Source organism: Bacillus sp. CD3-5, assembly GCF_006349665.1.
Lineage (GTDB): Bacteria > Bacillota > Bacilli > Bacillales > Bacillaceae_G > Bacillus_A > Bacillus_A paranthracis.
In genome coordinates this window covers 345554-365943 of the sequence record NZ_VEPX01000002.1, presented here as the reverse complement: position 1 = coordinate 365943, position 20390 = coordinate 345554, and the positions used below count along the sequence as shown (strand labels likewise).

Annotated in this window: 12 protein-coding genes; 11 read left to right on the top strand and 1 reads right to left on the bottom strand. The window is 36.7% G+C overall.

The genetic code is table 11. The features are described 5' to 3' along the window. Positions 1–130: 130 nt before the first annotated feature. From FH036_RS06895 to FH036_RS06850, 11 genes are all read left to right on the top strand, one after another. Entirely contained in the window at positions 131–1474 is a 1344-nt protein-coding gene (locus FH036_RS06895) for a carbohydrate ABC transporter substrate-binding protein (protein ID WP_139895596.1), read from the top strand. A gap of 70 nt (positions 1475–1544) precedes the next feature. Then, positions 1545–2435: a carbohydrate ABC transporter permease gene (locus tag FH036_RS06890; RefSeq protein ID WP_001044587.1), complete on the top strand. Its 891-nt coding sequence runs from the start codon at positions 1545–1547 to the stop codon at positions 2433–2435. A gap of 14 nt (positions 2436–2449) precedes the next feature. Next, positions 2450–3439, top strand: coding sequence for a carbohydrate ABC transporter permease (locus FH036_RS06885; RefSeq protein WP_080776405.1), 990 nt, complete (start codon positions 2450–2452; stop codon positions 3437–3439). Positions 3440–3451: 12 nt separating this feature from the next. Then, positions 3452–5623: a 1,3-beta-galactosyl-N-acetylhexosamine phosphorylase gene (gene gnpA / locus FH036_RS06880; protein ID WP_139895560.1), complete on the top strand. Its 2172-nt coding sequence runs from the start codon at positions 3452–3454 to the stop codon at positions 5621–5623. Then, a complete protein-coding gene (locus FH036_RS27015) occupies positions 5613–5780 on the top strand; it encodes a DUF6903 family protein (RefSeq protein WP_180358377.1) in 168 nt (55 codons plus the stop codon). Before gnpA ends, FH036_RS27015 begins: the two co-directional genes overlap by 11 nt. Positions 5781–5888: 108 nt before the next feature. Then, entirely contained in the window at positions 5889–6785 is an 897-nt protein-coding gene (locus FH036_RS06875; protein ID WP_044790744.1) for an ROK family protein, read from the top strand. A gap of 64 nt (positions 6786–6849) precedes the next feature. Continuing rightward, on the top strand, positions 6850–8016 hold the full coding sequence (locus tag FH036_RS06870) for an SIS domain-containing protein (protein WP_000494691.1): 1167 nt from the start codon (positions 6850–6852) through the stop codon (positions 8014–8016). 20 nt (positions 8017–8036) lie between these two features. Then, positions 8037–9185 (top strand): N-acetylglucosamine-6-phosphate deacetylase, encoded by a 1149-nt coding sequence (gene nagA, locus FH036_RS06865; RefSeq protein WP_000021535.1) that lies wholly within the window; start codon positions 8037–8039, stop codon positions 9183–9185. 26 nt (positions 9186–9211) lie between these two features. Continuing rightward, positions 9212–10147 carry a tagatose-6-phosphate kinase gene (gene lacC, locus FH036_RS06860; protein ID WP_139895559.1) on the top strand — a complete coding sequence of 312 codons (936 nt, stop codon included), beginning with the start codon at positions 9212–9214 and terminating at the stop codon, positions 10145–10147. Between the two features lie 15 nt (positions 10148–10162). After that, entirely contained in the window at positions 10163–11170 is a 1008-nt protein-coding gene (gene lacD, locus FH036_RS06855; protein ID WP_044790745.1) for a tagatose-bisphosphate aldolase, read from the top strand. A gap of 452 nt (positions 11171–11622) precedes the next feature. Beyond that, on the top strand, positions 11623–15975 hold the full coding sequence (locus tag FH036_RS06850; RefSeq protein ID WP_139895558.1) for an endo-alpha-N-acetylgalactosaminidase family protein: 4353 nt from the start codon (positions 11623–11625) through the stop codon (positions 15973–15975). A gap of 277 nt (positions 15976–16252) precedes the next feature. Here the strand turns inward: FH036_RS06850 and FH036_RS06845 are convergent, their stop codons facing one another. Next, complete coding sequence (locus FH036_RS06845) at positions 16253–19753, bottom strand: endo-alpha-N-acetylgalactosaminidase family protein (protein WP_139895557.1); 3501 nt, start codon at positions 19751–19753, stop codon at positions 16253–16255. Between the last annotated feature and the right edge of the window lie 637 nt (positions 19754–20390).

Below are 20390 nucleotides of genomic sequence, written 5' to 3'. Positions count from 1 at the left end.
GATTTTAGTGGGATATTCAGTAAAAAGCAAGATATCTAAAAAACAGAACAAGATGTTTATTGTGAAAGCGTTATCTATTTTGTATTCTTTAATTATGAAAGGTAGATTAGGAGATGGGGGTCAGATAAAGATGAAAAAAAAGTTATTGTTGTCTGGGATGACAGCTTTGTTATCTTTTAGTTTAATAGCTTGCCAAGGTAATACTACAAAAGTTGATAACGCTAAGGATGGTAAGGGCTCCAGTGGAAAACAAACCCTTCATGTGGCAACACTTGAATCGGCTTATGGTAAAGAGATGTGGAGCAAAGTGATTGACGCATATGAAGCTGCTAATCCAAAAGTTGATGTTAAATTGACAGTGGACAAAAATCTTGAGGATGTCATAGGTTCAAATATGAAAGCAGGAAAGTATCCGGATGTTGTGTTGTTGGCAACCGGTAGAAAACAGGCGCTAACAGAAACCTTGATTAAAGATAAAGCATTAGAAGACATTACCGATGTTTTTGATAAAAATGTTTATGGTGAAGATGTTAAAGTTAAAGATAAGTTAGTACCTGGGCTTACTGGTACACCTGCCACTAATCCTTATAATGACGGTAAAATTTATATGGCACCGATGTTTTATAGTCCAACTGGATTATTTTATAATGCTAGTTTATTAAAAGAAAAAGGTTGGGAAGTGCCGAAGACTTGGGACGAAATGTGGGCTTTAGGAGATAAAGCGAAAGCAGAAGGGATTTCATTATTTACTTATCCTACTACAGGTTACTTTGATACATTCTTCTACTCTTTACTACTGGGGGTGGGTGGACCTGAGTTTTTTAATAAAGCTATGAAATATACAGATGGCGTTTGGGAAACTTCTGAAGCAACAAAAACTTTTGAAATTATCGGAAAATTAGGAAAGTATACAGAGCCAACTACTGTTGCGAATGCAAATGATAAAGACTACAAGAAAAATCAACAGTTGATTCTCGATAACAAAGCTTTGTTTATGCCAAATGGTACGTGGGTAGTTGGTGAAATGAAAGAAGCTCCTCGATCTAAAGGGTTTGAATGGGGCATGATGGCTTTACCGACAATTGATGCTAATAAGGACCGTTATGCATTTACTTTCTTTGAACAAATGTGGATTCCTTCTGCAGCTAAAAATAAACAACTTGCTAAAGATTTCATGACGTTTGTTTATTCGGATAAGGCAGCTGAAATTTTTGCTGAGTCGAGTGCTATTCAGCCTATCAAAGGCCTTTCTAATAAACTGACAGGTGAAAATAAATCATTCTATAGTATCTATGATAATGGAGTGAAAGTGGGAATAGGTGGATTTGCTGCAACGAAAGCTGTTGAAGGTGTAAGTATGCCAGATACATTATTTAGAACGATTGATAGTGTTGTTTCTGGTGATAAAAAGGTGAAAGATTGGCAAAGCTCTGTTGAAAAAGTGAGTGACCAATTACGGTCTGCATTAAAATAAATTCGTTTTCACTATGTACAATGGTGAGTCGTCTAGTCTCACCGTTGTACTTATTAACTGAGGTGATGGCATGAATAAGACGACAGAAAAAAGAATTTTTATTTTTGTTTGTACTGCACCCGCACTAATCCTGTTAGCCATTTTTATGATTGTTCCTACGATTGAGGTGTTCAGGATGTCCTTATATAAGTGGGGAGGATTTTCTAATAATAAGGTATTCGTTGGGCTCGATAACTTTAAGATTTTATGGAATGATATGAATTTCTTTCGATCTCTCCAAAACAGTATCGTATTAATTGTTATTGTGACAATTATCACGATGGTGATGGCGATCTTGTTTGCTTCTTTGTTAACGAGAGAAAAAATAAAAGGTAAAGGCTTCTTTCGAATTATATTTTACCTCCCTAATATCTTATCAGTTGTAGTTATCGCGGGAATATTTTCGGCAGTTTATGATCCGACTACAGGATTGTTAAATAATATACTTGCTTTATTTAACCTGGAAAATCTTCAAAAGATGTGGCTCGGCAATCAAAAAATTGCTATTTACAGCATTGGCGGGGCACTCATTTGGCAAGCAATTGGTTACTATATGGTCATGTATATGGCGGCAATGGCAAGTATTCCGGAAAGTTTTTATGAAGCATCCGCTTTGGAAGGGGCTGGACGGATCAGGCAATTTTTCAGTATTACTTTACCATTAATTTGGAATAACATTCGGACGACGTTAACTTTCTTCGTTATTAGTACGATTAATTTAAGTTTTCTACTCGTTCAAGCAATGACTGGCGGGGGACCTGACGGATCGACGGAAGTGTTTTTAAGCTACATGTATAAGCAAGCTTACACGAATTCTTCTTACGGTTACGGTATGGCTATTGGAGTGGTCATTTTCCTATTCTCATTCGCATTATCTGCAATTATAAGCCGTGTCACTAAAAGGGAAGTGTTGGAGTATTAAGGAGGTCCAAAACGATGGAAACACAAAAAAGAATGACTACAGAAACAGCTTATCGAGATCCCAAAATGATGGAAGCCGAAAAAGAACTGATTGTAGAAGCAGCTTATAAAGCTCCAAAAACAGTTAAGCCCCAAAAAGGTATGACTACAGAAGCAATATATCGCTGTTTTATATATGTAGCACTCATTACGTTAGCAATTTCTATCATTATTCCTGTTGCATGGGTTTTCTTAGCCTCAGTGAAGAAAAATTCGGAGTTTTATGGAAGTCCTTGGGCCATGCCGAAAAGCTTCTATTTTCAAAATTTTATCGATGCTTTCCAAAAGGCTAACATGGGTACTTACATGTTAAATTCAGTCATGGTAACTGCGTTGGCTCTGGTCATTTTATTGATTGTGGCCTTACCAGCAGCCTATGTGTTGGCAAGATATACTTTTAGAGGAAGCAAATTAATAAATACTTTTTTTAAAGCTGGGTTATTCATCAATGTGAACTACATTGTTGTTCCAATATTCTTAATGTTATTGGACGGAGATACCTTTTTACAAGGCCAGCTTGGTGAAGGATTTCTACTAGACAATTTATTTATTTTAGCTTTGGTATATGCGGCGACAGCGTTACCATTTACCATTTACTTGTTGTCTAGTTTTTTCCAATCCCTACCATCTACGTATGAGGAAGCGGCATTGGTCGATGGTGCCGGATATTTTAAAACAATGATTTCAGTCATGATTCCGATAGCTCGTCCAAGTATCATTGCCGTCATTTTATTTAATTTTCTTGCCTTTTGGAACGAATACATTATTGCCTTAACATTAATTCCAGGACCAAATAAAACGTTACCTGTTGGGTTAATGAACTTGATGGCAGCTCAAAAATCTGCTGCGAATTATGGTCAAATGTATGCGGGGATGGTTCTAGTCATGCTACCAACTTTGATTTTATACATCATTGTTCAAAAAAAATTAACACAAGGAATGACCCTTGGTGGTTTAAAGGATTAGAGGAGGATTTACATGAAAAAGAAAATAGGCCGTGTTACTTTACCGAGTGAAGAAAATTTCCTACAGGAAACAAAAGAATTGATGGAACGATGGGGGGCGGATGCGATTCGCGATAGTGATGGAACGAAACTAGATGATGAAATTAAACAGTTGGATGCGAAAATTTATACGACCTATTTTGTTGCACGAGCTCACAATGAGTTCGCAGAGAAGCACATGGACGAATGCCAGCAATTGTATTTAATGAGCTTGTTCAATACGGCGCTTACTGACACCCTTGAAATTGATTTTATGAAAGGCTACTTTGAGGAACAATTAAAGCCAGATTACATTCACAGTCCTAAAAAATACTGGGAGGTAATCGATCGGACAACAGGAGAAATTGTTGATGTTAATGATTGGGAAGTAAACGAAGAAAAAAATTGTGTTTTGATTACGAAGGCGATTCCTTGGCATGAATATACAGTTTCATTCCTAGTCTATGCGATTTGGGATCCAACTCAAATGTACAATCATATAACGAATAATTGGGGCGATAAGCCACATGATATTCCTTTTGATGTTAGGCAGCCACATTCTAACGAATTTATGAAAAACTATTTAAAACAATGGCTGACAGAAAATCCAGATACAGATGTGGTCAGATTTACAACGTTTTTCTATCATTTTACTCTTGTATTTAATAATCTTGGCAAAGAGAAATTTGTTGATTGGTTCGGATATGGTGCTAGTGTTTCAGTTGCTGCTTTGGATGCCTTTGAAAAAGAAAAGGGCTATCGCTTAAGGCCAGAGGACATAGTTGATCAAGGTTATTATAATACTGCATTTCGCATTCCAACTCCTGCATTTTTAGATTATATAGATTTTGTTCATAAGTTTGTTGCTGAAGAAGCAAAGAAACTTGTGGATATCGTCCATGAAAGTGGAAAAGAAGCAATGATGTTTCTTGGTGATAACTGGATTGGTACAGAGCCATATGGAAAATACTTTGAAAATATCGGATTGGATGCAGTTGTAGGAAGTGTGGGCGGCGGAGCTACATTACGTATGATTGCAGATATACCACATGTTCGTTACACAGAAGGGCGTTTCTTACCATATTTCTTCCCAGACACGTTTTACGAAGGTAACAACCCAACGATTGAAGCGAATGAAAACTGGTTAACGGCGCGAAGAGCTTTACTGCGGAACCCTGTTGATCGTATCGGCTATGGTGGTTATTTAAGTTTAGCTTATCAATTCCCGGAATTTATCTCCTACATTGAAAAAGTTACTGAGGAATTTCGTGAAATTCACGACACGATTAAAGGTGTTCAACCATACAGCGGTCTGAAAGTTGCAATTTTGAATTCATGGGGCAAGTTGAGAACTTGGCAAACACATATGGTTGCACACGCTCTATGGTATAAACAAATTTATTCTTATTTAGGTGTTTTAGAATCGTTAAGCGGGGCAGCCGTAGAAGTTTCGTTCATTAGTTTTGATGATGTCATTAACGAGGGGATACATGAGGATATTGACGTTATCATAAATGCCGGCGATGTAGGCACAGCTTTTTCAGGAGGTGCTAATTGGATTAATGAAAAGTTAGTCACTACAATTAGGGCCTGGATGTATAATGGCGGGGGGTTCATAGGTATTGGCGAACCGACAGCCTATCAGCATGAAGGACATTATTTTCAATTGGCGAACGTCTTAGGTGTTGACAAAGAATTAGGGTTTAGCTTATCAACAGATAAATATTTTATTAACCCTGTTGAAAATCACTTTATTTCTACTGATAGCACCCAATTTGATTTTGGTGAAGGAATGAAAAACATTTATGCGTTGTCAGATAAAACCGAAATAATCGAATATTCGAATGGAGAAGTCCACCTTTCAAGTCATTCGTTTGGAGAAGGCAGAGCTGTTTATATTGCAGGGCTGCCATACAGTGAAGAAAATACACGTTTGCTCATGCGCGCGTTATACTATGCTGCTAATAAAGAAGGAGAATTCCAAAAGTATCATGCGAGTAATATTTATTGTGAAGTCCATGCATATCCATCTATTCAAAAAATGGCAATCGTTAACAATTCAATGATTGAACAAACAACGGCTGTCTACGACGGACAAGGAAATAGGAAAGAAGTGACGTTAGCACCTAGTGAAATTAGATGGGAGGATTTTTCAAATGAAGGCTAATATTTTATTCATGATTAAAATTGTTGTGTTTATCGTATGCCTCTCTTTAATTATTTTTTACCAAAAGACAGCTGGTAAATTCGAACTAGGTATGATGTTGATTGGGGTAGCTGGTCTCTTAGGGCTACTGTATGACTACAATCGAAAATACGTATAAATTGACTAAGGCAAGTGAATTGATTAAGGAATCGCACATATATGTTCAACGATAACAAGTATAGAAATTTACTCAATACTTCAAATACAAACCTAGGGGTGCGGACAAATGAAAAAGGCAGTCGGCATTGATATTGGGGGAACGAAGATTGCAGCGGGAGTCATTTCGGATACAGGCGAACTGCTTGAACGCGTGGAAATAAAAAGTGATCCTTCAGACCGAGAAAAAATGTTTGGTAGAGTTGTAGAATCTGTGGAACAAGTTCTCAAAAAATCATCGATTTCCATCGCTAATATCGAGGGGATTGGCGTTGGGGTACCGGGAAAAGTAGATCGCGAGAAAGGAATTGCCATTGTTCAAAACAATTTACCTTGGAGACAGTTTCCCATTTCAGTTCGTTTACAAGAGCAATTTCGTATTCAGCGGATTACGATTGACAATGATGTCTATATGGCAGCTTATGCCGAATGGAGAGCAGCGCATGTAAAAAGGAATGAAACCTTTGTGTATGTGACTATAAGTACGGGAATATCTTGTTCCATCATTCATAAAGGCTCATTTTTTAGGGGGGCAGGATTTGCTGGAGAACTTGGTTTAATTCCTGTCCTCATGAAGGGGGGCAATGAACGATTAGAAAAAATTGCTGCTGGGCCTGGGATTCAGAGAATAGCCGAAAGGGACTTACAGGTAGATACGATTTCAACAAAGGATGTTTTTGCTAGTTATATAAATGGTGTACCAGAATATCAGCCCATCATTAATGAGGTAGCTGATTGTTTAGCACAAGGTCTTTATAAGATTTCCTGTTTATTAGATCCGCATAAAATGGTTTTTGGCGGAAGTGTTATTGTGAAAAATCCATTTCTACTGGAGTTGATTAAAGAGAAGTTAAAAAGTTATCAGCTTCCTGAGCAACAACATCTTTTGGAGCAGATGAGTATCAGTACATTGGCACAAAATAATGGAGTTGTTGGTGCAGGATTACGAGTATTTGAAGGAAAGTAATGGGATGGCGCCGGTCTTCATTTATGGAGAAAATGATGGCAAATAGGTAGAGGAGTGGGCGAATATGTTTACATTAAGTCAAGACAAATTAGTTTCGTTAGGCGCGTCGATAACAACGGCGGAAATAAGACGACAGCCTGATTTATGGGATGAAACATTTGCATTATATAAGGAGAAAAGCGAGGGGATTGATGAGTTTTTACAAAAAATAATAACGAAACACAACCGGGTTCGAGTTATTTTTACAGGGGCTGGAACGTCTGCCTATGTCGGTGATACAGTCACCCCTTATTTAATAGAAAAAGTCGATGAACAACAATGGGAAGTACTAAGTATTCCGACCACTACTCTAGTTTCAAATCCTTACCAATTTTTCAAAAAGGATTTTCCGACCTTACTCGTTTCATTTGCTAGAAGCGGAAACAGTCCGGAAAGTATTGCTGCTGTACAATTAGCTGAGCAAATAGTAACCGATTTGTATCAAATAACGATTACTTGTGCGAAAGATGGGAAATTAGCTAAAAGGGCTGTGAATAATGAAAAAAATTTATTACTATTAATGCCTGAAAAGTCAAATGATCAAGGTTTTGCAATGACAGGAAGTTATACTTGCATGGCTTTAACAGCATTACTTATTTTTGATTCTATATCGATAGAAGAAAAATCGATGATAGTGAAAAAAATCCATCAAATGGGTGAAAGTGTCATTCAAAGAGAAGACGTTATCCAAAAGATAGTAGATTTAGATTTTGAACGAATTATTTACTTAGGTTCCGGTAGTTTAGAAGGTTTAGCAAAAGAATCACAATTAAAAATATTAGAACTGACGGCTGGAAAAATTGTTACCGCATTTGATTCACCGCTTGGCTTCCGGCACGGTCCAAAATCATTTGTAAACGAAAAATCATTAGTTTTTGTGTTTGTTTCTAACAATCCGTATACACGTCAATATGATTTAGATATGTTAAACGAAATGCAACAGGACAACATTGCCAGCTATATATGTGCCATCGAGGTTAATGGAGAAACGAATTACGCTGGGAATAGGTTTGTATTTGGCAGCGAGGCACAGTCTGTACCAGATGCTTACTTAGCATTACCTTTTGTTATGATTGGGCAAACAATATCACTGTTAGCCTCCGTGAAAGTAGGTAATACACCAGATACACCTTCACCGACAGGAACGGTGAACCGTGTCGTTAAAGGTGTTACTATCTACGAATATGAGTAACTAGGTTAGGGGAAACATACATGTCTATTTTTATCTTTGCAGATAAGTTTTTTCTTGAAGAGATGGTCACAGGTCCTGGATTTTTAGAGATAAAAGACGGAAAATTCGGTGTTTTTTCAGAATACAGGCCGAAGGAAGCGGCAGAAATTATTGAGTATAGAGGGCATTGGATCGCTCCTGGTCTAGTAGACACACATATTCATGGATTTAGAAATCACGACGTTATGGACAATAATTTTGGAGGACTGAACCAAATTTCGGTAGGACTCCTTTCTTGCGGCGTTACATCCTTTTTACCGACAACTTTAACATCCTCAATAGAATCGTTGAATAATGTCGTTGAAATGATTGGTGCCAATTACAAAAAAGTACAGGGCGCAAAAATTAAAGGGATCTTTTTAGAAGGACCGTTTTTTACTGAAAAGCATAAAGGAGCACAAAACACGAAATATTTTTGTGACCCATCAGTTGATATGTTGAAAGATTGGCAGAAATTATCAAATGATTCTATTAAAAAAATTGCGATTGCACCTGAAAGAAAAGGAGCAGCGGAATTCATTGAATATGCTGTAGGAGAAGAGATTATAGTAGCATTGGCCCACAGTGATGCAACGTATGAAGAAGCAAAGCGAGCGGTTGAAAAAGGAGCTTCCATTTTTATTCATACTTTCAATGGAATGAGTCCATTGCATCATCGTGAGCCAGGGATGGTCGGAGCGGCCATGAATTTAAAAGATGTTTTTGCCGAAATCATATGTGATGGACATCATGTACATCCCGTTGCATCAAATATTTTAATGAATATCCGCGGTAGAGAAAAGGTTGTTATGGTGTCTGATTGTATGATGGCTGGAGGTATGCCTGAAGGAATGTATCAGCTGGGAGAATTTCCTGTGAAAGTAAAAGATGGGATGGCTCGTTTGGAAAACGGAAGTTTAGCAGGTAGCATTTTGCAATTAAAAGATGCTGTCAAAAATGTCGTCGAGTGGGGAATTGCCTCACCTGAGGAAGCAATTTACATGGCGAGTACGGCACCAGCTAAAAGTATGCAGCTCGATGGTGAATGCGGGAAGATTGCCGAGGGATATGATGCTGACTTTATTGTGATGACGCCAGAGATGGATGTAACTGCTACCTATCTTGACGGTGTATGCCGTTTTCAAGCTTAAACAAATTTCTGAAAGAGGGATTACCAATGATACTATCTGTCACCATGAATCCATCGGTCGATATTTCCTATCCGATTCATGAGTTAAAGTTAGATGTTGTTAACCGTGTAGAAGCGGTTCATAAAACTGCTGGTGGAAAAGGCTTGAATGTTGCGCGAGTGATCGCTCAAATGGAAGAAGGTGTCCTAGCGACAGGTGTGCTTGGTGGTACGATTGGGGAATACATTATTCAAGAATTAAATAAAGCCAATATTCCAAATGACTTTTTGAAAATCAAAAAAGAATCAAGAAATTGTATCGCCATTCTTCATGAAGGGATGCAAACAGAGATTTTAGAATCTGGGCCAACATTATCTAGAGAAGAAGGCGTTAGTTTTTTAGAGAAATTTGAATTTCTACTTACAACAGCTTCACTTGTGACAATTTCGGGCAGTTTACCGAAAGGATTACCGACTAACTATTATTATCAAATGTTAGAAATCTGTCATGAAAATGGAATTCCAGTAATTATGGATTCGTCAGGGGAATCTTTGAAACAAGCGATGCTTCATAAAGAAAAACCATTTGCCATCAAACCGAATAAAGCGGAATTATCACAACTGTTGGGCATTGATATGAAAGCGGGAATTATAGAACTAAAGCAAGCATTAAACAATGAATTATTTACTGGAATTGAGTGGATTATCGTGTCGATGGGTAGTGAAGGTGCATTTGTTAAGCATAGTGAGGACTATTATAGAGTTATGGTCCCGAAAATAGAAGTGGTTAATCCTGTAGGGGCTGGTGATGCAACAGTTGCAGGATTAGCTGTGGCACTACATCAACATCAAACGGTCGAGACTGTTCTGAAAACGGCGATGACTACAGGAATGTTAAATACGATGGAAGCTGAAACCGGTTATATTAATGTGAATAAGTTTAAGCAATACTTTGATCTCGTTAAAGTTGAAAAAATAGATTGATAGAGGAGAATGTTAATGCTAGAACTAACCAAAAATAAATTGGAAGCTCTAAAACGTTTATCTGCTGAAAATGGAATAATTGGTGCATTGGCTATTGACCAACGTGGATCGTTGAAAAAAATGATTGCGTCTGGCGGTGCGAGTCAAGTTGGAGATGAGGGCATTACCCGTTTTAAAGAAGTAGTTTCTGAGGAATTAACACCATTTACAACAGCGATCCTTTTGGACCCGGAATACGGTTTGCCAGCGGCTAAAGTCCGAGATAAAGAATCAGGCTTAATCGTAGCGTATGAAAAAACTGGATACGATGCGTCAGAAGTAGGACGGTTACCAGATTTATTACCAGAATGGTCAGTGAAACGATTAAAGGATGCCGGTGCCGATGCAATTAAATTCTTACTCTACTATGATGTCGATGAAGATGAAAAAATTAATAACTATAAACACGTTTATATGGAACGTATCGGATCTGAATGTGCAGCTGAAGACATACCATTTTTCTTAGAGATTGTTACGTATGATGCTGAAAGTGATGATGTGAAAAGTAAAGCATACGCAAAAATAAAACCTTATAAAGTGATTGAGTCCATGAAGGAATTCTCAAAGCCGCAATATAAAGTAGATGTATTAAAAGTAGAAGTTCCAGTAGATATGAACTATGTGGAAGGATATACAGAAGGTGAATTTGTTTACAGTAAAGAAAGAGCAGCTTCTTATTTCAAAGAACAGAGTGAAGCAACGAAGCTTCCATTTATTTTCCTTAGTGCCGGAGTAAGCGCAAAATTATTTCAAGAAACATTAAAATTTGCTAAAGAATCTGGTTCTACCTTTAATGGGGTATTATGTGGTCGGGCAACTTGGAAAGACGGTGTCATGCCGTTTGCTATAGGCGGTGAACAAGCAGGTCGCCATTGGTTAAAAGATGTTGGTAAAAGGAATATTGAAGAATTGAATCTCGTGTTGAAAGAGACGGCGAATTCATGGTTTGCTAAAGTAAAAGTAACAGCTGAGCTTCAAAGTTAGTACAATATCTTTTCTTTCATATGTCCTTCATTTCTTGAACAAATATTTGCACCAGAACGACTTTTTAAATGGAATGAATAAAAATGAGTAGACATTCGTCTGCTCATTTTTTAGTGCGTCCAGTATGGTCGCAAATCCTAGATTAAAAGCCCAGAACAGTTCATGACTATAGGGAGGAGAAGAACCTTTATATATAAACCGAAGAATAATAATTATCGTATAAAATTCAGTGAAAAACCCCCTTGAAAAGGTGATAATACCCTTGTTTTGTAAGCGTTTTAAAAAGACAATATAACTAAAAAAAGAAACAATATCTTTATTGAGTGGGCACTTAAAAAAAACTATTCTAAACATAAGTGAAAGCGGTACCTTTCAGGTTTTGGTCTATTTTTAAAAATGAATGTGCAGGTATTGTTTTTAACTAAATTTTAAAATCCAAAGGGGGAGAAGAATTGGAGAGTAAGCATTTCAAAAGAGCTTTTAATATCCTTCTTGCACTTGTGCTAATTGTGCCGACATTTTTAGTGAGCATGATTGTACCATTGCATGTAGGAGCAAATGTGTCTAATCCTTGGGTCACAATTTCATCTGGTGGAAACGAAATTAATGCATTAATAGAACAAAATGGAAAGTCCTATGCAAGGCTTGGAGCAGGTGCTGGAAACGATAACGGGGCTAAAGCTGCAATTTTTCAAGAACAAAATAAAGTCGCTAAAGAAGCGGGAACGATGGCGTATACCTTTACTCCAGAAACCAAGGGCGAAGATACTAGATTTGGTTTCTATCCTCATTATATTGACAATAATAACTTCGTTTTTGTAGGCTACGATTCACTTGGATGGTTCTATGAATACAAATATCAAGAAAAAGGTGATTGGTTAAGAACAAGACCGAATGTTCCACTTCCAGAGGCTGGGACCGCACATTCCATAAAAATTGATTATAAAGGAACCACTATGAACATTACTTTAGATGGAAAAGATTTATTTGGACCGGTTACTTTACCCAATGATGTAAATAACCTCCTTACAGGTAAGGAAGCAGTTAAACTTGGTGCTTTTGGAGATAAAAAAAGTCAAGTCCTCATTGAATTAGGAGATGCACCTGGGGATGGAGGCACGAATCCAGGAGATGAAAAACTTGTCGACATTACGGATAATAAACTAGAAGAAGGCGATTTGAAAATTATCTCTGGCGACGGAAAAGTTACCTATAATGAAGATGGTTCAGCAACTTTTAGTGTTACATCTACCCAAAAAAATCGAATTGTCTACAACCAAATGAAAGGGATTAAAAACGGTGTTTTTGAAGCGGATGTTACTACGAATACTGATAAGATGAATCGTTTTGGATTCATTTATCGTGTTCAAAATGCATCTGCATACACATATGTAGGAACAGGAGATACGAACGATCAGTATTTTGGTGAAACATTTGGACCTATAAACAATTGGACGTCGATGACTTCAAACGTGCCGTTACAAGCAAAACAAACATACCATTTACGTTTAGTATTCATGGACGATGTTGCGACGTTATACATTGATGATAAAAAGGTCGACTCTTGGACATTAACTGGTGGTGTAGATCAAGCAGGCGGACTTGGGTTTGAAAAAAGCAGAGGTGCTGCCGATATTACGATTTCTAATATCAAAATCAAAGAATACAGTGCGCCAAAACCTCCAGATACCACGCCAGTAGAAGATACATTAAAGTCAAAGTATATGGATGTTACTATTGACCAAGTATTCCCGCGAATTGTGAAATACAAGGTTGACGATAAAGTAATGAATGGACAAGAATCACCTGTGTACGGATTAAAAGTAAATGGTTCCTTATACTATCCTAAAGTAAGCTTTGAAAAGTTAAGCGATAGTGAAGCGCTATATACATTAAAAGTTGTGGATGAAATGAAAAACCTTGATGCTACATTTAAGGTATCTTTGAAAGTGAATGATAATAAAGTTATTTATAGTTTCGATGAAATTAAAAATAATGGTAGTGCTAAAATTGAAACAGTTGAGTTTGCTGATATGAACGTTATCTCAGTAAATTCGGAACAAAAAGGTGCAAAAGCTAAATTAACGAATATTAGTACTGATGTTAGGAAATCAGGTGATGTAGATGTAAGCGTAGATTCTTCTATGGGAGAAATAGGTACATCTACTAAAAATTATACAGCATTTTTGTCAACTGACGAATTGAGTGCAGGTGTATGGTCCAGTTCAGAAGTGGATGGCTATAAAAACTTAGTTGCGAATCGATATGTAAATAAAAAAGGTGCAAAAGCAATGGGAATAGGTTCTAGTGCACTCTATTACCAAAGAGAGTTTATGCCAGAGCCACAAAAAAATAAACCAACTATTAAAATAGCTATTGCTAAAGATTTGAATACTGATAATAAGACAGATTGGCAAGATGCGGCGATTGCATACCGTGATATTATGCAAGATATTAAAGGATATCAAGATGTAAATAATAATGTTGGAATGCGTATTGCAATGAACTTCGGATCACAAGCACAACAACCGTTCTTAAAAACAGCCGATAATATTAAAAAGGTTGCACTTGCTACAGATGAATTAGGGCAGGCTGTTTTATTAAAAGGATATGCAAACGAAGGACATGACAGCGGTCATCCGGATTACGGTAATGTAGGTGAGCGTATGGGTGGCGCTAAAGATTTGGATACGCTTATTAAAGAGGGACGTAAGTATAATACCCAATTTGGTGTCCATATCAATGCGCAAGAAGTTTATCCTGAAGCGAAAGCTTTCAACAATGATTTTATTGATCGTCCAAATTCTTTAGGTTGGGGATGGCTAGATCAATCTTATACAATTAATAAATTAAAAGATTTGTATTCTGGAGCGCGTGCGAAAAGACTAGATGAATTGAAAGCTGCTGTTCCAAATCTCGACTTTATTTATTTAGATGTATGGTATCAAAATCAATGGGAATCAAATAGAATAGCAGATCAATTTAAAGATAGAGGCTGGAGGTTAACAACGGAATTTGGTGGTTCTATGGCCAATTATTCAACGTGGCAACACTGGGCTACCGATAAAAACTACGGTGGACCGGAAAGTAAAGGTATCAACTCAGAAGTACTACGCTTTATTAGCAATCACCAAAGAGATTCTTGGGTGTTGAACTGGCCTGAAGTAGGAGGAACTGCTGATCATCCGTTACTTGGTGGATTTGAATTAGCTGGTTTCGAAGGATGGCAATCTGATAAGAATTTTGATAATTTTATTCGCATGACATTTGATACGAATCTACCTACTAAATTCTTACAAAAATATTATGTGACGAATTGGACAGCGGTAGAAGGGGATAAAAGCAAGACAAACTTAGAAAAGGAAATAAAATTGAAAGACCCAAGTAATGGGGATGTTGTCGATGTAACTAGAAAAGACAATTCTAGGGAACGTGTGATTAAACTGAATGGAAACGTTGTACTTGATGGACACACTTATTTAATTCCTTGGGTGAAACAAGATTTTAAAAATCCAACTTCTAATTCTGATAAACTATATCACTGGAATTTGGAAGGTGGTACAACTACTTGGGCACTTCCAGATGAATATAAAGATGTTTCTACTGTTTATGTATACAAGTTGACAGATCAAGGTAGAGCAGATATGAAAGAAGTCAAAGTTGTAAATAATAAGGTAACTTTGACAGCTAGTGCTGCAACTCCTTATGTTGTTGTACCAAAAAGAGATAAAGGTTTGGAAATCCTTGACTATGATTGGAGCAAAGGTGCTCATATATATGACGCGGGATTCAATACAGGAAAAGTAAGTGCTTATACAACTATTCAAGGTGATAATAAAGCTGTAAGCGCCGTTAGAACGAATCAAACTGGAAGCAACCGTAATGTAAGTAGTGGAGATTACTATTTGAATATCGATAGTCCGTCAAAAGATACAACTGTTTCTCGTGTTCTTACTGGTTTAGAACCAGGTAAAGATTATGTGGCAGAGGTATATGTTGAAAACAATAGTGATGTAAAGGCGGGAATTACAGTAACAGGTGGGAAAGAAGACGTTAACAATTACACACTTCGTAGCCTGCAAAAGAACTATGTTAAGGCAGATTCACATGCTTCAAATGATGGATACAATAGTAAAATGCAAATTATGCAAGTAAGCTTTACAGCTGTAACGAATAAAGCTAAATTAACTCTAAGCCGTGATGCTGGAAAAGGAAACACAAAATTTGATGATATTCGGATCGTTCAAAAGTCCTTAAAAAATTATGTCTCACCAACGGAATTCAAACAAGATTTTGAATCGGTAGTACAAGGTATTTACCCATTCGTTATCGGTAACACAGAAGAGGTAGAAGACAACAGAATTCATCTGTCTGAACTGCATGCTCCATATACACAAAAAGGATGGGCAGGTAAAAAATTAGTCGATGATGTATTAGGGGGGAATTGGTCCGTTAAAGTGAACACTGGAAATAAAGGTTTGCTGTACCGCACGATTCCTCAAAATTATCGTTTCGAACCTGGCGTAACTTATAAAGTATCATTTGACTACCAAACGACAGCAAATGCATTCCGCTTTATTTCAGGGGATCAAGAAATTGATGTTCGAGATATTGCGAGTGCAAAAGGATTGAGTGTGAATAACACTCTTACTGCATCTACTGACACAAAAACAGCAGAGTTTACTGTGACAGGTTCTGAGAACGGTCAAACTTATGTTGGAATTTTCAGTGATGGAACGAATTTAAACGGGGATACTGGAGCAGGTACGTTTATTTTAGATAATTTACGTATTGAAAAAAGGTGACTATAGTGGAAGAGACACAGAGATAAAGATCTCGAATTAAGATAAAGATAGTTTTATAGTTCCAGTAATATTGTGAATGGAAAAGAGGTTGACCTAAAAGTAGCTGAATAGCTATATGGGTTAACCTCTTTTTCATATAAGTATGTCACCACAACAAAATTACGGACGGAAAGGAACGATTCTCTTAAGTTTATAAAGTATAAAAAAGAAGTTGTCTCTAAAAGATCATTTTTAAGGACCTTTTGAGACAACTTCTTTTAATATAAAGTAACTGAATCTAGTTATTTGACACTACTTCAATAACTAGATTATCAAGCATAATATCTTTGTAACCGTTAAAGTTAGCTTGTGAGCCTTTCACACCGCTAGTATTAGCTGCTTTATTAGTGGAATAAATGCCAAACCAGCTTTGCCCCGATTTATCGCCTGTTAAAGTAAAGGAATATGTGCCAGCTTTTGCATTCTTATCACTGCTTGCGGTTGACTTTAATTCCTCTTTAGTTAATACCCCTTTTTCCTCAAATGGAGCATTACCTGTCACTACCGCATACGTTCCATCACTACCTGCTTCATAATCAAAGGTAATTTTATACGTTACTCCTGGTTTAAATGTGAAGTTTTGAGGGATCGTTTGGTACACAAGGGTATCGCCTTCCGTTAATCCATTCGTTTTAAGTGACCATTTACCTGAGATAACATCACTTACTATTTTTTGATTCCAACCTCTTTGCGTATATGGTGCATGGAATTCAGAAAGGTGGGTTCTATTATCTTCTACGCCTTCAATATTACCAATTACAAACGGATAGATGCCTTGTACAACATTTTCAAAGTCTTGTACGAATTTGGTATCGCTTACTTGGTTTGCGGCATTACTTTCCACGATGCAGATATCATCAAAGTAACTTGCCCCATTTCCAGCATCTCTTGATAAATCAATCGTTACATCGGATGTTTTTTTACCAGTTTCAAAAAACACATACATGTTTTGGAAGTAACTTGTTCCATCCACAGTTGAAGTCATTTGACCATCAGCTTTTGCTTGCTCTGAGCCTAATGTATTATGTGCGTATGCTCTTACATAGTTTTTAGCGATAGATTTACCAGTACTATTTGTATAATCTTTGCCGTTAGAAGTAATTGTGATGCTTGCTCGTGCTTCACTTCGGTTGTCTATACCAACATATGCAGCATACTTTGTATTAGGTTTTAGGTCTGTTAATTTTTGGGTAACATTTACTTTCTTTTTATTGTTGGAGATTGTTAGCATATTATTATTACCTTCACTCTTCGTGATCTGAACTGCTTTTGAGTCTCCTTTAATTTTCCAATCTTTAAGGGAATTGCTGTTAAATCCAGTATCTATAAGATGCATTCCTTCACTCCATTTAACATCTTTATTGGATTTTGGCCCTTTATAAATTACATATGCAGTAGATTTTTTTGCATCTAATGTGATTTTTCCATTTTCAATTTTAACATTTTTCATTTTCTCTTTACCTAATTCTGTTAACTCATACACTTTAACGGTACCTTGCCAACCAGTAGGGACAGTCCACGTTGTTTTTCCACCGTTTGTGTTCCAGTGATATAATTTTTCATTATCTGCTGATAATTTTTTACCATTTTGATCCCAAGACCATGGGAATAAATACTTTTCGTCACCAGGTTTACCTTCAAATATTTTCTTACCATTTAATGTCATAGTTCTTGTTCGATAGCCATCTTTATCATTTGCAAAATCATTTGATTTTCTTTCAATTGTAAGTGTATTTTCATTAGATTCGTCCTTTAATACTGTCTTCATACCTGGTACCCAGTTGTAAGTTTGTTGTTTATCATCTATCATTTCAACTGCTTTGCCATTCTCCCACTGTGTTACTTTATAATGTTGAATGAATTTGGTTGGAACATTCACCGCAAATAAGTTATCAATATAGGCTTTGTAGTCACTTCTACCTTGCCAACCTTCAAAGTCTTTCATACTGTATCCACCTAATAATGGAGCATCTGCGTCGCCTCCATACTTAGGATAGTTGCCAATCCATGCATCTTTTTGATGGTTTTTAATGAAACGAGTGATGGTACTATTAATGCCTTTTAAGGTATACCCGCCGTAAGTTAAATCGGCTGCCCAGTGTTGGAATGTGGAATCATATTCATTCGCATATCCCCACTCACTGCCTAAGCGCCAACCTAAACTATTAATTTCTTTACTTAATTGACGGCTCGGCCATGTACTATTATCACCTGACTGTCCATTACCCCAAACATCTACATAAATAAAATCTAATTCATTCTTCTTCCCACCAAGAGCATCATATAAATCTTTGAATCGTTGTGCTCTGCCATTTCTTAAATCATAATCAGCATTAATGTTTATTCCTTGATCGATCCAGTTCCAACCATACTTATAAGTTCCATCTGGATTTTTTAATAAACGATCTTCTTGGAAATATTTTGACTCTGGATACGTTTCACTTGCATTCACATGAACACCAAAAGTTGCCCCATATTCTTTACCCCTTGCTAGCAATGTTTTCATGTCCTTTGCCCCGCCAATTCGGGTTCCAATGTCAGCATAATTTAAATGACCAGAATCATGCCCTTCACTACCGTACCCTTTCAGGAGAATAGATTGTCCTAGTCCATCAGTATTTAAGTGGAATTTTTTTACTCCGTCTAAAGCCATTAAGAAAGGATTTTGGGCTTGACTGCCAAAGTTCATGTTAACACGATAACCAACTAAGTCTGGAACTTTTTCTGCTCCTAGAGGTTCGTTCATAATTTTTCTATAAGCAATTGCTCCATCTTGCCAGTTTATCTTTTTATCATCATTAGCGTCAGCAGTAATGATAACCTTCACAGACGGCATTTCATCTACTTTATTAACTGTCCCATCTTCTAGCTCTAGAGTGCCATCTTCTTTACGATGTTCTTCTGACTTTTGATACGTCCAGAAGGTACTACTTAGACCAATTGTTTTTTTACCTGCACTATTAGTTGTAGCATTTGCTGTAATTCTTTGAGCGTCAGTCTTTGCAGCATAGGAATCTGGAGCTAATTTTTTTGCTAAATTATTCTCTGTATTCGACCATATACTTGCACTTAATTCATCAGTAGAAAGAAAAGCATACATATATCCTTTTTGCTCTTCATCTTTCGTATTTAAATTTTCATCCACCTTTACTTGTCTGTCACCATTAATATGTGTATTTGTTGACATCTGCACGCCGTCTAGCACTGCATCTTTTTGACTGTTATTTACAGAAATTAAATGATGATTTGGAATTTCAATTGTTTTTACGATATTGTTGTCGATGATCTTTGTAATATTGAATTCTAATATATTTTCTTTAACAATCATCTCAGCAGTAATAACCGCAGAGATATTGTGAGTAGTGTCTATTACCGTCATCTCATATACGATTTTATCTGATGAAACTTTTGCTTTTATTTTTGGTTTTACTGCTACGTCATTAATAAGGATTGTATCTAATGCCTCAGTCTGTCCATAAAAAGTCTTTCCTGCTCCATTTCCAGATTTTAAATCGTATTGAATGACTCTTGGAAAATTTGCATCAACAAGAACGTTCATTTGATTAGATGAAATAACTGTATTAGGATTTTGAGAAATAATTTGATTTTCAGTTTGTATAGTTTCTGTGTTTCCCTCAGCTTGGATTAGGGAAGCATTTGTAAAACAAGTAGAACCTACGACACAACCCGATACAAGTGTTGCGATTGTCCTCCTGAAATTCTTTTTTGATTTTTTCATATGTACCCCCTCGTTTTCATTTTTGCACTTTTGACATTGATGATCCTTCAAAGGTATAGAGCACTTTTTTACCTTTGAAAATTAATATTTTGATAGAAAGTGAAACCAGCATAGTAGTTGAGAATCTATCAAAACCAGAAGTAGTTTCCAGTGTCTATCTGTACCACTAGATTACTTTTTGTAAAACGCTTACACAAGAGAGATATTGCTCTGTTTTTTAGAAATATTGTTTTTTGTAATGCTGAAAATAAGGGGGCGGTGATACTAAAGCAAGTACATTTATTATTCAAATGGTGGCTTTAGGGGGAGAGACAAAGAGGTAAAGAGCAAGCTTTAAATCGCCGGAAATCGTTCTTCAAAAAATGTTCCTTTTTATGTTTTAGTGAGATGTTAAAAGTGAAAAGCAAGATGTCTAAAAAATACGACAAGATGTTGATTGTAGAAGTTTTTTTACGTACGTATAATGTAACAGAATAGCTTGCTAAACAGGCGATTCAAGTATGCTAATAGCTTCTTTGGAGAAAGAAAAACGTATATTAGTATGGTGGCCCATACGTCTGTTCATAAAATGATAAAAGACACATAGAACTAGCATCGTGACAACATAAACAGCTAAAAGGTTAGAGGAGGTATATAC

Bases quoted from the DNA above. Each gene is read 5' to 3' on its own strand.
- FH036_RS06895 (WP_139895596.1), top strand. From the start codon at position 131: ATGAAAAAAAAGTTATTGTTGTCTGGGATGACAGCTTTGTTATCTTTT.
- FH036_RS06890 (WP_001044587.1), top strand. From the start codon at position 1,545: ATGAATAAGACGACAGAAAAAAGAATTTTTATTTTTGTTTGTACTGCA.
- FH036_RS06885 (WP_080776405.1), top strand. From the start codon at position 2,450: ATGGAAACACAAAAAAGAATGACTACAGAAACAGCTTATCGAGATCCC.
- gnpA (WP_139895560.1), top strand. From the start codon at position 3,452: ATGAAAAAGAAAATAGGCCGTGTTACTTTACCGAGTGAAGAAAATTTC.
- FH036_RS27015 (WP_180358377.1), top strand. From the start codon at position 5,613: ATGAAGGCTAATATTTTATTCATGATTAAAATTGTTGTGTTTATCGTA.
- FH036_RS06875 (WP_044790744.1), top strand. From the start codon at position 5,889: ATGAAAAAGGCAGTCGGCATTGATATTGGGGGAACGAAGATTGCAGCG.
- FH036_RS06870 (WP_000494691.1), top strand. From the start codon at position 6,850: ATGTTTACATTAAGTCAAGACAAATTAGTTTCGTTAGGCGCGTCGATA.
- nagA (WP_000021535.1), top strand. From the start codon at position 8,037: ATGTCTATTTTTATCTTTGCAGATAAGTTTTTTCTTGAAGAGATGGTC.
- lacC (WP_139895559.1), top strand. From the start codon at position 9,212: ATGATACTATCTGTCACCATGAATCCATCGGTCGATATTTCCTATCCG.
- lacD (WP_044790745.1), top strand. From the start codon at position 10,163: ATGCTAGAACTAACCAAAAATAAATTGGAAGCTCTAAAACGTTTATCT.
- FH036_RS06845 (WP_139895557.1), bottom strand. From the start codon at position 19,753: ATGAAAAAATCAAAAAAGAATTTCAGGAGGACAATCGCAACACTTGTA.